This window comes from Rhizobium sp. PDO1-076 (genome assembly GCF_000247475.1).
Taxonomy (GTDB): domain Bacteria; phylum Pseudomonadota; class Alphaproteobacteria; order Rhizobiales; family Rhizobiaceae; genus Allorhizobium.
In genome coordinates this window covers 42,812-56,293 of sequence record NZ_AHZC01000441.1, presented here as the reverse complement: position 1 = coordinate 56,293, position 13,482 = coordinate 42,812, and the positions used below count along the sequence as shown (strand labels likewise).

Genomic DNA, 13,482 nt, shown 5'->3' with positions numbered 1-13,482 from the left:
CGTTTTACCATTTTCTGCGGCCAAATTGCGCTGTGTCCGTCACTCGACAGTACTTTCGTGAAAATGATTGTAGATGAGACGTGCAACGGCTTCGGAAATGCCGTCGACTGCCATGAGGTCGCCCATCGCGGCGCGCGAGACGGCTTTGGCCGTGCCGAAATGCTGCAGCAGGGCGCGCTTGCGCGTCGGGCCGATGCCGGAAATCTCGTCCAGCGGATTTTTCACCATTTCCTTCTTGCGTCGCGCCCGATGCGTGCCGATGGCAAACCGGTGCGCCTCGTCGCGCATGCGCTGGACAAAATAGAGCACCGGGTCGCGTGGCGGCAGTGTGAAATCCGGCTTGCCGGCGACGAAGAAACGCTCGCGGCCCGCATCACGGTCGACGCCCTTGGCGACGCCGATCGCAATCACGCTGTCGGTGATGTCGAGATCCTCGAGGATCTTGCGCACCGCGCTCATCTGGCCCTGGCCGCCGTCGATCAGGATGACATCCGGCCAGGCGGGGAAGGGCGCTTCGGCGCTGTCGTCGGGAGCGACGGTGCGATCAGGCTTTCCCTCTTCCTTCAGCAGGCGCGAGAACCGCCGCGTCATCACTTCGCGCATCATACCGAAGTCATCTCCGGGCGTGATGTCGGTCGATTTGATATTGAACTTGCGGTACTGGCCCTTCACGAAGCCTTCCGGTCCGGCGACCACCATGCCGCCGACGGCATTGGTGCCCATGATATGCGAGTTGTCGTAGATCTCAATGCGGCGCGGCACGTAGGGCAGCGCAAAGGTCTCGGACAGGCCTTGCAGCAGACGTGACTGCGAGGCCGTCTCGGCCAGCTTGCGGCCATGGGCCTCGCGCGCATTGGCGACCACGTGATCGACCAGGTCTTTCTTCTCACCGCGTTGCGGAACCAGCACATTGACCTTGTGTCCGGCCTTTTCCGACAGGGCAAGAGCCAGCAAATCCTGCTCGTCAATCCCCTCGGAGAGAAGCAGTTGCCGCGGACAGGGTTTGTCGTCGTAGAACTGTGCCAGAAAGGCACTCAGCACTTCCGCGCTGGTCAATTGCGGATCGGCCTTGGGGAAATAGGCGCGGTTGCCCCAGTTCTGCCCTGTGCGGAAAAAGAACACCTGGATACAGGTCAGGCCACCCTCGTGATGAATGGCGAAGATATCGGCTTCCTCGACGCCGGCCGGATTGATGCCCTGGTGGCTCTGCACATGCGACAGGCCGGCAAGGCGATCGCGAAACACGGCGGCCCGCTCGAAATCGAGATCTTCGGCCGCCTCGTTCATCGAGCGGGCCATGGCTTCCTTGACGTTCTGGCTCTTGCCGGACAGGAAATCCTTGGCCTCCGAGACCAGTTCCGCATAGCCCGCGTCATCGATCTCCCGGGTGCAGGGGCCGGAACAGCGCTTGATTTGATAGAGAAGACAGGGCCGTGTCCGGCTTTCGAAGACGCTGTCGGTACAGGTGCGCAACAGAAAGGCACGCTGCAGCGAATTGATCGTGCGGCTGACAGCGGTGGCCGAGGCAAACGGGCCGAAATAGTCGCCTTTGCGCGCACGGGCGCCGCGATGCTTGAAGATCGCGGGTGCCCGGCTGTCGCCGGTGATCAGGATATAGGGAAAACTCTTGTCGTCGCGCAGAAGCACATTGTAGCGCGGCCGAAGCCGCTTGATCAGGTTGGCTTCCAGCAGCAGCGCCTCGACCTCGGTCCGGGTCGTGACGAATTCCATATGTGTGGTTTCGCGCACCATGCGGGTCAGGCGGTTGGAATGCAGGCGACCCTGGGCGTAGTTGCTGACCCGCTTCTTCAGGCTGCGCGCCTTGCCGACGTAAAGAACGTCACCTGCGCTGTTCATCATCCGGTAGACGCCGGGACTGTTGGGCAATTGTTTGACGAATTCCGCGATCAGATCGGCGCCGGTCAGGTCGGTCGCGTTGAGGTCGCCTTCGTTCCAGTCGATGCTGAGCGGCAGGCGCGCCGAATCACTCTCGACGATGGTGTCATCGTCGTCGTCTTCGGTTCCGTCATAGAGAACACCGCCGTCAGGCAGCTTTCCTCCGGTCATTCAACAATCTCCACGCCCGTCGATCCGGGCCAAATCAGATGCTGTCCCCCATCAAGGGCAATCATTTGGCCGGTGATCGAAGGCGTGTCAAAAAGAAAGCGGATGGTGCGACCGAATTCCTCAAGTGAGGGGCCGCGCTTCAGCGGCAGGCTGTCGATCTGCACATCGAAATCTTCCTGACGCTGCCGGTCCGAAATCAGTGTCGGCCCCGGGCCGATCGCGTTGACGCGGATGCGCGGGGCAAAAGCCTGCGCCATGGTCTTCGTTGCCGTCCACAGAGTTGATTTCGACAGGGTATAGGAAAAGAACGTCGGTTTCAGCGCCAGCACACGCTGGTCGATGATGTTGACGATCAGGCCAGGCAGCGGCGCGGGCAGGGCATTGGCAAAAGCGGCCGACAGGATGGCTGGCGCACGGACATGCAGGTCGAAATGCTTTGCGAATCGTTCGGCATCGAAAGCGTCTGCGTTGTCCTCCTCAAACACCGAGGCATTGTTCACCAGCAGCCCGATCGGACCGATTTCGGCCTCTGCGCGGGAAATCAGCGATGCGGTCTCTGAAATATTTGCAAGGTCCGCCTTGAGCGCTGCGACTCGGTGTCCGTCGGCCCGCATCGAGGCGGCCAGCGCCTCACATTCATCGATTGATGTGTTTGCATGCAGGGCGATGGCAAAACCGTGGCTTGCGAGGTCCTCGGCAATCGCACGGCCAAGTCTTTTGGCTGATCCGGTCACGAGGGCGGCTTTGGGTATGCTCATCTGCATGGGGTTTAACCTTGGTAATCAATGTGCTGCGCTGCATATATGGCGGCGATTGGAAAATTGAACAGGGGATGCAAAATTGTTCTCTGCCATTTAATTCGAGTTATACTTCAATGGATGGAAATATAAATTTGGATAAACTTCATTTTCGTATGTAAAGAATTTGTTAAGGTTAATAAATATCCTGTTGCATCGAAGCAACATCCAAATTTCGTCATCCGGTTGCCACAAACAATTCACATTTCGGCTCTTTCATTTCCTCAATTGGCGTCCATTTGTTCAGTCGGAACGGGCAGGGAATACCCAAGATATCGTTCAGGCCGCCGTTGGTTATTCGTAGGCGCGGTCGAGAACCGAAAGGAGACTATTTATGCGTACCTTCAAGATGATGCTCATTGCGTCTGCAACCACTCTCGTCGCTTTTCAGGCTGTCCAGGCCGCTGACGCGATCGACCAGATCCCGGAAGCACCGGCTGCGACTGAAAGCTACTCTGCTCCTGCCGGCAGCTGGTCTGGCGCGTACCTCGGTGGCGCCGCTACCTATGACTTCGGCAAGTTCACCGGCTCGAACGACGGTCGCGACGCCAAGGGCCTCGGCGGCTCGGTTTACGGCGGCTACAACATGCAGAACGGCCAGATCGTTTACGGTGCTGAAGCCGACCTCGGCTACAACGGCGAAGACGGCAGCGCCGGCACCGCAGCAAACGGCGCGGCTCTGACCGGCACCCAGGGCGTTAACGGCTCGATCCGCGGCCGCGTTGGTTACGACATGAACCCCTTCCTGCTCTATGGTACGGCCGGTCTGGCTGTTGCCAACCATGAGATGGAAGACGGCGCTTCGAACGACGAACGCATCGCTGCCGGTTACACGGTCGGCGCCGGTGTTGAAGCCATGGTCACCAACAACATCACCGCTCGCGTCGAATACCGCTATTCGGATTACCAGAAGCGCGATTTCGAACTTAGCTCGGGCACCGTGTCCAAGGGCTTCGACGACCACTCCGTCAAGGTCGGTATGGGCGTCAAGTTCTGATCCATTCGATCAGCAATTGTCGAAAAAGCCGGGGTTTTGCCCCGGCTTTTTTGTTGTCTTGTGTCAGGCTCAGGCTCAGGCTCAGGCTTTGGGGCGCAGGGCCGGGTAGGCCTCGAATTGCTTGGCGAATTTTGCCGGCCATTCCGTCAGTGCCGTGCGTCCGCCTTCCCATTCTCCCGGGAAGCGCAGCATCAGGTAGCCAAGCAGTGAGGCCAGCGCGAAATGGCCGCCATGCAGCTTCTTGCCGATCTTCGGCAGATGCGCGTCCAGATGGTCCAGGCCCCGATTGACCTTTTCCCACTGCCGATCCATCGCCGCCTGGCTGACCAGTTCCGGTGGACGAAAGCGCTTCTCGTAGACGATCGCCAGCAGGCAGTCGCTGATGCCGTCGGCCAGCGCCTCGAGCACTTCTGCTTCGGTGCGCTTCTTGTCCTTCTTCGGATAGAGGCCCTTGCCGCCGATCCGGTGCAGGTAATGCATGATGGCGCGGCTGTCGAAGACAGCTTCACCGTTATCGGTAATGAGTGTCGGAATCTTGCCAAGCGGATTGGCGTCCAACAGTTCGGACGGGTTCTCTGCAGTGTTGACCCGAACCTCTTCCAAGGCAATGCCAAGGTGGCGCGCCGCCATTCTGACTTTCGACGAATAGGGCGAGGCGGGAGCGAAAAGCAGCTTCATCGACGTTTTCCAGTATGTCTCGTTGTCTTATGGGGCGGGCGGTATCGTCAGTTTGGACCGGCGGCAGGCATTGGCGTCGACCTCGGGGCAGGCGCGAAAATCGAGCGCCTTGCTGAAGCAGATCCTTACCTCATCGAGTCTCTGACTATCACAGGTCACGGCGACTGCCGAGCGCGACAATCCCGGATTGCTCTTGATCAAGGCATCTTCAAGCGCCTGTGGCGATGTCCGCTGTTGCGGGCCAGGCCGAACAAGAGTTTGGGGAATGCGCACAGTTTCGAATGCTTGTCTCAAGACCGAAAAATAGTCCGCCATGGCCAGGCCCGAGCATGTGCCATGTTTGCGCCATTGATGGCCGATCAGTCCCATGCCTGGCATGATGTCCATCATGCTTCGCCCGATGCCGATGGGCACCTGCTGCGGCTGGTTGGTCGGGCAGCTTTCCGGATAGCCGCGTTCATACTGCGGCCAAAGCCCGTGTACGATCAGGCCGAAACGTTTGCCGGGTCCGCATTGGTCGCGGTTGCGGGCCGCGCCGTTGGATTGGCAAAAGGTCGGCGACCAGGACAAAGACAGGACATAGAAGTCGAAGCCGTCGCCTGCAGGCACAGTGGGTTTGGCGCCTGACTGGGAGTCTTCAGTCTTCGGTTTCGATCGGGTCACGATGGGTTTCTGGGTCGAGGCGACGGTGTCCGCTGTGCCGCTGGTCGGAGCAGGTTGCGCAAAAAGACCGTAGACTGCGGCCCCGATCACCAGGGCGCCGAATGCGAGAAATCCGGCATACGAACGCATGGCCATCGATGCCTCCCGGTCGCGGTCTCAGTCTTCGCCGCGCAGCCAGAAGCAGCGATGCGAGGCGTAGCGATCCTGCGCCATCAGGCGCTTGAGTTCCGGAAGCGCCGCATGCAACTCGTCCTTCAGCGTGAAGGGCGGGTTGACGATGATCAGCCCGGTGCCGGAAAGGCCGGTCTGGTCGCGGTCGCTCTTGATCGCAAGCTCCGCGCAGAGCATTTTCGGGATCTCCAGCGCCTTCAAGGCATCATGGAAGGCAATGATCGGTGCGCCCTTCTTGATCGGATACCACAAGCAATAGACGCCGCTGGCGAACCGGCGATGTGCCTTGGCCAGGCCTTCGACCAGCCGCTCGTATTCGCCTTCGATTTCAAACGGCGGATCGACCAGCACGATGCCGCGCTTTTCCTTCGGCGGCAGATGGGCGCCGAGCGTCAGCCAGCCGTCGAGTTCGGTCACGCGGACCTGGAAGTCGCCCTCGAACAGGCGAGTTAGCGCGCCGGAATCGTCGGGATGCAGTTCCATCGCCGAAAGCCGGTCCTGGGGGCGAAACAGATCGCGCGACAGTTTCGGTGAGCCGGGATAAAATGTCAGCGGTCCATTCGGCTCCCGATCAGGGTTGAGCGCTCGCACAACGTCGAGATAGGGCTTCATGATCTCGGCGACTTTGGCCGGCAGTTCTGCATCGATGACCTTGCCGATACCTTCCAGCCATTCGCCGGTCTTCTGCGCTTCTTCCGAGGAAAGGTCGTAGAGCCCGATCCCGGCATGGGTGTCGAGCACCCGGAAAGCCTTGTCCTTCTGCTGCAGGTAGACGATCAGCCGCGACAGCACGAGATGCTTCAAGACATCGGCGAAATTGCCCGCGTGATAGATGTGGCGATAATTCATGAACGGTTCCGATGGCTTTGATGATTTGTTCGAATGGGGCTTTTGAGCTCTCACGCCATGCCCTATAAAAATGGCATGAATATCCAGAGCCCCATCCGCAATCGTTCCGTTGGTCATACGGCCTGTCCGCATGACTGTCCATCCACCTGTGCGCTCGATGTCGATCTGACACCGGACGGCAGGATCGGCCGCGTTCGCGGTGCTGCGGAAAACAGCTATACGGCCGGCGTCATCTGCGCCAAGGTCGCTCGCTATGCCGAGCGCCTCTATCATCCCGACCGTTTGATGAAGCCGGTTCGTCGTGCCGGCGCCAAGGGGGCGGGCCAGTGGCAGGACGTGACCTGGGAAGCGGCGCTCGACGAAATTGCCGATGCCTTCGTCAAGGCTGAGCAGAAGCACGGCAGCGAGGCCGTCTGGCCGTATTTTTACGCCGGCACGATGGGACTGGTGCAGCGCGATTCGATCGAACGCCTGCGTCATGCCAAACGCTACTCCGGCTTCTTCGGCAGCATCTGCACCAATCTCGCCTGGACCGGTTATGTGATGGGGACCGGAACCCTGCGCGGGCCTGATCCCCGCGAGATGGCCGTGTCGGATTGCGTGGTGATCTGGGGCACCAATGCGGTCGCGACCCAGGTCAACGTGATGACCCATGCGATCAAGGCCCGCAAGGATCGCGGCGCGAAGATCGTCGTTATCGATGTCTACGAAAACCCGACGATGAAGCAGGCCGACATGGCGCTGATCGTCAGGCCGGGCACCGACGCGGCGCTGGCCTGCGCCGCCATGCACATCGCCTTCCGCGACGGCTATGCCGACCGCGCCTATATGGCGAAGTTCGCCGATGATCCGGCGGGCCTCGAAGCGCACTTGAAGGACAAGACGCCGGAATGGGCCGCGGCCATCACCGGCCTGACGGTTGCGGAGATCGAAGCATTCGCCAGCCATATAGGCCAGACGAGGAAGACCTACTTCCGCCTCGGCTATGGTTTCACCCGCAGCCGCAACGGTGCCGTTTCCATGCATGCGGCCCTGTCGCTCGCCACGGTTCTGGGCTCCTGGCAGTATGAAGGTGGCGGCGCCTTCCACTCCAACAGCGATATCTTCAAGCTGAACAAGGCGGATCTGATGGGCACGGCCATGGTCGATCCCAATATCCGCATGCTCGACCAGTCGCAGATCGGCCGGGTGCTGACGGGCGACGCCGAGGCGCTACGCCATCGCGGGCCGGTCACCGCCATGATCATCCAGAACACCAACCCGATCAACGTTGCGCCCGAACAGCGGCTGGTGAGACAGGGCTTCCTGCGCGACGACCTGTTCGTTGCCGTGCACGAGCAGTTCATGACCGAAACGGCGGAACTTGCCGATATCGTGCTGCCGGCGACGATGTTCGTCGAGCACGACGACATCTATCGCGGCGGCGGCCAGAGCCATATTCTGCTCGGACCGAAGCTGGTTGATGCGCCGGACACTGTGCGCACCAATCTCTTCGTCATCGAGGAACTGGCAAGGCGCCTCGGAGTGGCTGACCGTCCAGGCTTCGGCCTGACCGAGCGCGAGCATATCGAGCATATGCTGCAAGTCAGCGGCAAACCCGACTTTGATACGCTGGCCGAGGAGAAGTGGCTCGACTGCCAGCCGGCCTTCGAGGATGCGCATTATCTCAAGGGTTTTGCCCACCCGGACGGCAAGTTCCGTTTCAGACCCGACTGGCAAGGCACGCCGGCGCCCAACAAGCCGCCGGCCGTCCTCGGTTCGTTCGGACCGGTCAATGCGCTGCCGGCCTTCCCCGACCAGGTCGACCTGATCGAGCGTGCCGATGCCGAGCACCCCTTCCGGCTTGCGACGTCTCCGGCGCGCAACTTCCTTAACTCCACCTTTGCCGAGACCAAGACCTCGCGCGACAAGGAAGGCCGACCGGAAGTGATGGTTAGCCCTGCCGATGCCGAGGCTCTCGGTTTTTCGGATGGCGACATTGTCCGGCTCGGTAATGGACGTGGCGAAATCCGCCTCCATGCCAAGGTCACCGATGCGGTCAAGACCGGCGTTCTGGTCGCCGAGGGCCTGTGGCCGAACAAGTCGCATCTCGATGGCGAGGGCATCAATGTGCTGACCGGTGCCGATGCTGCTGCGCCCCATGGTGGTGCGGCCTTCCACGACAACAAGGTCTGGCTCCGAACCGTTTAAGGCATCCGGGCGACGCCGCCGTTCGGCGGCGTGCGGGCACTCCAACTCTGGGCAAGACATTTCACGATGAGCATTTTTGACAAGAGCAGCATTTCCATCGTCGAGGACAAGACACTGTGGAAGGGCTGGAGCCATCTGCGCCGCGTCACATTCGATTTCTTTCGCGAAGGTCGCAAGCCGCATCGTCTGGAATGGGAAGTCTTCGATCGCAGCGAGGCCGCCGGCATCCTGCTGCACAATGTCGAGACCGATACCGTGACGCTCGTGCGGCAATTTCGTATTCCGGCCCACCTGATGGGCGATCATCCTTTCCTGCTCGAGGTTCCCGCCGGTTTCATCGACGATGGTGAGACGGCGGAGGAGGCTGCCATCCGCGAGGCCTTTGAGGAGACCGGTTACCGGATCAACAGGGTTCGAAAGGCATTTGCGCCCTATATGTCACCGGGATCGGTGACGGAGAAGCTGCACGGCTTCTATGCCACCGTTGTGGATGCGGACCGTGTGGCGGACGGCGGCGGTCTCGACGAGGAAAAGGAAGATCTGGAAGTCGTCGAACTTCCGTTCGACGCGGCTCTCGCAATGATTGATCGCGGTGAGATTGTCGACGCGAAAACCATCATGTTGCTGCTATGGGCGGCACTGCAATCAAAAACGGGCTCCAACTGAGGCAATCGTGCCAGTTTTCAGAACTGGCCCTTGAGGCCCATCGATACAGATATGACCTGGTAGTCGGCGCCGGCAGTATCGGCATATATTGCCTGCAGGCTGGTCGGCGTATGGACCACGCGCGTGTCGCCTTTCCCTTCGAACATTTTGTCGAAACTGCCTGCCAGATAGATCGATGCCGTCGGCAGGAAGCGATAGTCGGCCGAAACGGTTGCCCCGACCATCGGAGCGATCTTTACCTCGTCAAAGAATCGCAGATCCCGCATCCAGTGGTCGTCTACACCATCAAAGCCGAAGGCAACGCCGCCGCGCATGCTGCCCGAAATACTGAACGCGCCGATCGTCTGCTCGGCGCTCGCACTCAGATAGGCGACCGGAATCTTCTGGCGATAGCTAATGCCCTTCTCATCTGGGTCGAACGTGCCGACCGTATCGTAGAGGGAGCTTGCGCTGGAGCTGTAGATATAGCTGCCGCCATAGGATTTCCATTTGACGTCGGTATAGCCGGCACCACCGCCAAGCGCGATCCGGGTTGAGCCATTGTCCACCAGTGAGCGGTCGGCTTCGATCGTTGCATTGACATAGTGGCCGAGCCTTGTGTCCGGATGCAGTGACTGATGGGTCCAGTCCTCGTTTGAATAGTCCATCCAGTCGCGGTCTTCCATCTGGCTATTGCCGCTGAAGCCGACATCCAGCCGACCTTTCAGGCGCCATTTGTAGCCAAGTTCGATTTCTGCACCGAGCGTGCCCACCTTGACGCCCTTGCTTTCCCAGTCGAGTTGGCTGAGCTTGTGGTCGCCATCATAGACGTATTCGCCGGCCTTGATGTTGGCGATACCGAAGCCGGCCTGAAATGACGCCGTACCGTCAGACGACGTGTAGAGCCTGTCCTGCGCAACGGCAGCCACCGGCATCGCAAGCAGCATTGCCGGCAACAGGGTTGCCATCAAAGTTGGACGGAAGCAGGTCGCATACATCATCACGTAGTCCTGAACGAAGGAGACAGTTTCAGGTTGTACGATCTTGGTTAATCTTTGCTTTATGCGTGTCTGACGTTTTCAGCGAAATCAGATGAAGCCGCACTTGAAGGAACTGCAAAAAAACAATATATGAATTCGTATATTGATAAATTGAGGATGCTGTCATGTTCGCCACCCGTATCAATGACCGACTTTCTATTGCCGCCCAGCCTTCGGTTGCAGATATCGAGCGCCTAGGGGAGGCGGGTTTTTCAGCGCTCGTCAACTTGCGCCCGGAGGGCGAGGAAGGTGCCCTCGGCACGCGCGTCGAAAAGGACGCAGCTGCAGAGGCCGGATTACCCTACATATTCCTGCCCCTGACTTTGGCAGGTCTGACCGATGCCGATGTCGATGCTTTTCGCGCGGCGGTAACAGTGCCGGGCAAGGGTCCGGTTCTGGCGCATTGCCGCACCGGCCATCGAGCACTCGCACTTTATGCCATCATCGAAGTCCTGGACGGTCGCATGACGCGTGACCAGGTGCTGGCACTCGGCGACCGGCACGGCATGGACCTGACCGCCGTCATCGCCTTTCTCGATCGCCGTGCCGCCCGCCGCCCACAGGTCAAGGGTTTCTTTGATCCGCGCACCTGGAGCGTTCAATATGTCGTCTCCGATCCCGAGACCAGCAAATGCGCCATCATCGATCCCGTGCTCGACTATGACGAGAAGTCGGGACAACCCTCGACCAAGAATGCCGACCGCATTCTGGCCTATGTCGAAAGTCAGGGGCTGTCGGTCGAGTGGATCCTCGATACCCATCCGCACGCCGATCATTTATCCGCCGCGCACTACCTGAAGTCGAAGACAGGTGCGCAAACCGCCATCGGCGACCATGTCGTGGAGGTGCAGGCGCTTTGGAAGGATATCTACAACTGGCCAGAGCTACGCACCGATGGTTCCTATTGGGACCACCTGTTCAAGCCGGGCGAACATTTCAAGCTCGGCTCTATCGACGCGAGGGTGATGTTCTCGCCGGGGCATACGCTGGCTTCGATCACCTACGTCATCGGTGATGCAGCCTTCGTGCACGATACGATCTTCATGCCCGACAGCGGCACGGCCCGCACCGATTTCCCCGGCGGCAGCGCCCATGCTCTCTGGAATTCGATCCAGGCGATCCTTGCCCTGCCGGAAGAGACCCGTGTGTTTACCGGCCATGACTACCAGCCTGGCGGCCGTCATCCGCGCTGGGAAAGCACGGTTGGCGAGCAGAAGCTTGCCAATACGCATCTCGCCAGAATCAGCGAGCAGGCTTTCATCGATCTCAGACAGGCGCGCGACCGTACCCTGGCCATGCCGAAACTGATCCTGCATGCATTGCAGGTCAATGTGCGCGGTGGTCGCCTGCCGGAGCCGGAGAGCAATGGCCGACGTTATCTGAAGATCCCGATCGATGCATTGGCGGGTGCCAAGTGGTGAACGTGCTGGAGTTCAGGAACCGCGTGGCGATGAGCCCCGACGTCATGGAGACGCGGGCAACGGAAGTGGCTAGCCACCTGAAGACGCTGGCGCATCCCGTCCGCCTGATGCTGGTCTGCACTCTGGTGCAGGGCGAATATTCGGTCGGAGAGTTGGAGGAGAGACTTGATGTCCATCAGCCCACGCTGTCCCAGCAGCTCACCGTTCTGCGCGATGCGGGGATCGTCGAGACCCGTCGGGAGGGCAAGCAGATCTTCTACCGTCTGGTGGAGGCAAAGATTGCCAAGCTCATAACAGCTCTGTTCACCATTTTCTGTGCCGAGGACATGCCCACGTGACGCCGCAAGTGACGCAATACCTGCAATCCTTGACCGGCGGCGCGCTGATTGGTCTTTCCGCCATCCTGCTGCTCGCCCTCAATGGCCGCATTGCCGGCATTAGTGGCATTGTCGGACGGCTTGTGCAGGGGCACAGCCGCCTGATCAACGCGGCCTTCGTCGTCGGCCTGATGGCGGGCCTTCTTGTCTATGTTGGCCTTTTCAGGACTTGGCCGACCCTTACCATCACCGCGTCCCTGCCACTGATCGGCGTCGCCGGCCTTCTGGTCGGCTTTGGCGCGCGCATGGGGTCGGGCTGCACCAGTGGACATGGGGTCATGGGCCTTGCCAGGCTCTCGCTCCGTTCCTTGGCAGCCGTCATGACGTTTCTGGCCACAGGTATCATCACGGTGACCCTGATGCGAGGCAGCCTATGAAACCCGCCTATACTGAAGCTTTGGCGTCACTCGCCTGCGGGACGCTGTTCGGCTTCGGCCTGTCACTGTCAGGCATGCTGGATCCCTCCCGCGTTCAAGGCTTCCTCGATGTCTTTGGTGCCTGGGATCCCAGCCTGATGTTTGTCCTTGGCGGCGCCGTGCTCGTTGCGATGATCGGCATGCTCCTTGTCAAGACGATGGCGCGTCCACTCCTGGCAGGATGCTTCCATATGCCGGGCAAAACGAAGATAGATCTGCCGTTGATTATCGGCTCGGCGATCTTCGGCGTCGGCTGGGGGCTTGGCGGCCTGTGCCCGGGGCCGGCGATTGCCGCCCTGCCGATGGGCTATGGCGCGATCGTCCTGTTCGTCGTCGCCATGCTGGCCGGCATGGTCATTCATGATCGCTTTGTTGCCGGCATAATCTCATGAACGGAACGCTTCTCCCCGCCATCGGCTCCGGCAGTATCATCGGTTTTTCGCTTGGACTGCTGGGCGGCGGCGGTTCGATCCTGGCCACGCCGCTGCTGCTGTATGTGGTTGGTGTTTCCCAGCCGCATATCGCCATCGGAACGGGAGCCCTGGCGGTCTCGGTCAATGCCCTGCTCAATTTTGCCAGTCATGCTGTGAAGGGCCATGTTCGCTGGCGCTGCGGCATGGTCTTTGCCGTGCTGGGCGTGATCGGCGCTTTGGGCGGGTCTTCGCTCGGCAAGGCGATAGACGGGACGAAACTGCTGCTTCTCTTCGGTATTGTCATGCTGGTCGTCGCTGCATTGATGGCTCGGCCCAAACCTCTGGTGACCGCTACGCCACGCCCGATGGATCTGCGCATGTGTCTGGCAACAGGGGCGATCGCGATCGCCACGGGTGCCGCGTCCGGCTTCTTCGGCATCGGCGGCGGCTTTCTCATCGTGCCCGGCCTGATGCTGGCGACCGGCATGCCGATGATCAACGCGGTCGGAACGTCGCTTCTTGCGGTCAGTGCCTTCGGATTGGCGACTGCGGTCAATTATGCCTGGTCGGGACTGGTGGACTGGACGCTTGCGGCCGAGTTCATATTCGGCGGCATTCTGGGCGGTCTGCTCGGCACATTCGTCTCGGGCAGGCTGGCCGCCCACAAGAACACGCTCAATCGCGTCTTCGCAGCGGTGGTGTTCGTCGTGGCTGCCTATATGATCTACCGCAGTCTCGGCTCGTTATGGGCTAGCTGA

The 13,482-nt window shown here is 60.3% G+C and carries 14 protein-coding genes; 8 read left to right on the top strand and 6 right to left on the bottom strand.

Annotation, left to right across the window (positions count from 1 at the left end):
• Positions 1–39: 39 nt before the first annotated feature.
• Positions 40–2,067, bottom strand: a complete 2,028-nt coding sequence (gene uvrC / locus PDO_RS26405) for an excinuclease ABC subunit UvrC (protein ID WP_007608953.1) — start codon at positions 2,065–2,067, stop codon at positions 40–42.
• Complete coding sequence (locus PDO_RS26400; protein WP_007608952.1) at positions 2,064–2,831, bottom strand: SDR family oxidoreductase; 768 nt, start codon at positions 2,829–2,831, stop codon at positions 2,064–2,066. The genes uvrC and PDO_RS26400 overlap by 4 nt, the downstream gene beginning before the upstream one ends.
• A gap of 367 nt (positions 2,832–3,198) precedes the next feature.
• Between PDO_RS26400 and PDO_RS26395 the strand changes: the two genes are divergently transcribed.
• A complete protein-coding gene (locus tag PDO_RS26395) occupies positions 3,199–3,861 on the top strand; it encodes an outer membrane protein (RefSeq protein ID WP_007608951.1) in 663 nt (220 codons plus the stop codon).
• 81 nt (positions 3,862–3,942) lie between these two features.
• Here the strand turns inward: PDO_RS26395 and PDO_RS26390 are convergent, their stop codons facing one another.
• The 3 genes from PDO_RS26390 to PDO_RS26380 are packed head-to-tail and all read right to left on the bottom strand — an operon-like array spanning position 3,943 to position 6,222.
• Positions 3,943–4,539: a glutathione S-transferase gene (locus PDO_RS26390; protein ID WP_007608950.1), complete on the bottom strand. Its 597-nt coding sequence runs from the start codon at positions 4,537–4,539 to the stop codon at positions 3,943–3,945.
• A 27-nt stretch (positions 4,540–4,566) separates the two neighbouring features.
• Complete coding sequence (locus tag PDO_RS26385; protein WP_007608949.1) at positions 4,567–5,337, bottom strand: ribonuclease T2 family protein; 771 nt, start codon at positions 5,335–5,337, stop codon at positions 4,567–4,569.
• Between the two features lie 21 nt (positions 5,338–5,358).
• A complete protein-coding gene (locus PDO_RS26380; RefSeq protein ID WP_007608948.1) occupies positions 5,359–6,222 on the bottom strand; it encodes a 23S rRNA (adenine(2030)-N(6))-methyltransferase RlmJ in 864 nt (287 codons plus the stop codon).
• A 75-nt stretch (positions 6,223–6,297) separates the two neighbouring features.
• On the opposite strand from PDO_RS26380, the gene PDO_RS26375 reads away from it, so the two are divergent.
• Together PDO_RS26375 and PDO_RS26370 are read left to right on the top strand one after the other, a co-directional pair.
• On the top strand, positions 6,298–8,412 hold the full coding sequence (locus PDO_RS26375; protein WP_192814396.1) for a molybdopterin-containing oxidoreductase family protein: 2,115 nt from the start codon (positions 6,298–6,300) through the stop codon (positions 8,410–8,412).
• A 66-nt stretch (positions 8,413–8,478) separates the two neighbouring features.
• The gene (locus tag PDO_RS26370) at positions 8,479–9,078 is read left to right on the top strand and encodes an NUDIX domain-containing protein (RefSeq protein ID WP_007608946.1); all 600 of its coding nucleotides are present in this window, start codon (positions 8,479–8,481) and stop codon (positions 9,076–9,078) included.
• Positions 9,079–9,095: 17 nt separating this feature from the next.
• Here PDO_RS26370 and PDO_RS26365 read toward each other — a convergent pair whose 3' ends face one another.
• Positions 9,096–10,058, bottom strand: a complete 963-nt coding sequence (locus PDO_RS26365) for an omptin family outer membrane protease (RefSeq protein WP_007608945.1) — start codon at positions 10,056–10,058, stop codon at positions 9,096–9,098.
• 164 nt (positions 10,059–10,222) lie between these two features.
• On the opposite strand from PDO_RS26365, the gene blh reads away from it, so the two are divergent.
• The 5 genes from blh to PDO_RS26340 are packed head-to-tail and all read left to right on the top strand — an operon-like array spanning position 10,223 to position 13,482.
• On the top strand, positions 10,223–11,518 hold the full coding sequence (blh, locus tag PDO_RS26360; RefSeq protein ID WP_007608944.1) for a bifunctional sulfur transferase/dioxygenase Blh: 1,296 nt from the start codon (positions 10,223–10,225) through the stop codon (positions 11,516–11,518).
• 29 nt (positions 11,519–11,547) lie between these two features.
• Entirely contained in the window at positions 11,548–11,856 is a 309-nt protein-coding gene (bigR, locus tag PDO_RS26355) for a sulfite-sensing transcriptional repressor BigR (protein ID WP_081593239.1), read from the top strand.
• Positions 11,857–11,864: 8 nt separating this feature from the next.
• On the top strand, positions 11,865–12,272 hold the full coding sequence (locus PDO_RS26350; protein ID WP_037075674.1) for a YeeE/YedE family protein: 408 nt from the start codon (positions 11,865–11,867) through the stop codon (positions 12,270–12,272).
• Positions 12,269–12,703 carry a YeeE/YedE family protein gene (locus PDO_RS26345; protein WP_037075650.1) on the top strand — a complete coding sequence of 145 codons (435 nt, stop codon included), beginning with the start codon at positions 12,269–12,271 and terminating at the stop codon, positions 12,701–12,703. Before PDO_RS26350 ends, PDO_RS26345 begins: the two co-directional genes overlap by 4 nt.
• Positions 12,700–13,482, top strand: a complete 783-nt coding sequence (locus tag PDO_RS26340) for a sulfite exporter TauE/SafE family protein (protein WP_007608939.1) — start codon at positions 12,700–12,702, stop codon at positions 13,480–13,482. Before PDO_RS26345 ends, PDO_RS26340 begins: the two co-directional genes overlap by 4 nt.

Bases quoted from the DNA above. Each gene is read 5' to 3' on its own strand.
- bigR (WP_081593239.1), top strand. From the start codon at position 11,548: ATGAGCCCCGACGTCATGGAGACGCGGGCAACGGAAGTGGCTAGCCAC.
- PDO_RS26385 (WP_007608949.1), bottom strand. From the start codon at position 5,337: ATGGCCATGCGTTCGTATGCCGGATTTCTCGCATTCGGCGCCCTGGTG.
- PDO_RS26340 (WP_007608939.1), top strand. From the start codon at position 12,700: ATGAACGGAACGCTTCTCCCCGCCATCGGCTCCGGCAGTATCATCGGT.
- uvrC (WP_007608953.1), bottom strand. From the start codon at position 2,067: ATGACCGGAGGAAAGCTGCCTGACGGCGGTGTTCTCTATGACGGAACC.
- PDO_RS26380 (WP_007608948.1), bottom strand. From the start codon at position 6,222: ATGAATTATCGCCACATCTATCACGCGGGCAATTTCGCCGATGTCTTG.
- PDO_RS26365 (WP_007608945.1), bottom strand. From the start codon at position 10,058: ATGATGTATGCGACCTGCTTCCGTCCAACTTTGATGGCAACCCTGTTG.
- PDO_RS26375 (WP_192814396.1), top strand. From the start codon at position 6,298: ATGAATATCCAGAGCCCCATCCGCAATCGTTCCGTTGGTCATACGGCC.
- PDO_RS26395 (WP_007608951.1), top strand. From the start codon at position 3,199: ATGCGTACCTTCAAGATGATGCTCATTGCGTCTGCAACCACTCTCGTC.
- PDO_RS26400 (WP_007608952.1), bottom strand. From the start codon at position 2,831: ATGCAGATGAGCATACCCAAAGCCGCCCTCGTGACCGGATCAGCCAAA.
- PDO_RS26390 (WP_007608950.1), bottom strand. From the start codon at position 4,539: ATGAAGCTGCTTTTCGCTCCCGCCTCGCCCTATTCGTCGAAAGTCAGA.
- PDO_RS26345 (WP_037075650.1), top strand. From the start codon at position 12,269: ATGAAACCCGCCTATACTGAAGCTTTGGCGTCACTCGCCTGCGGGACG.
- blh (WP_007608944.1), top strand. From the start codon at position 10,223: ATGTTCGCCACCCGTATCAATGACCGACTTTCTATTGCCGCCCAGCCT.
- PDO_RS26370 (WP_007608946.1), top strand. From the start codon at position 8,479: ATGAGCATTTTTGACAAGAGCAGCATTTCCATCGTCGAGGACAAGACA.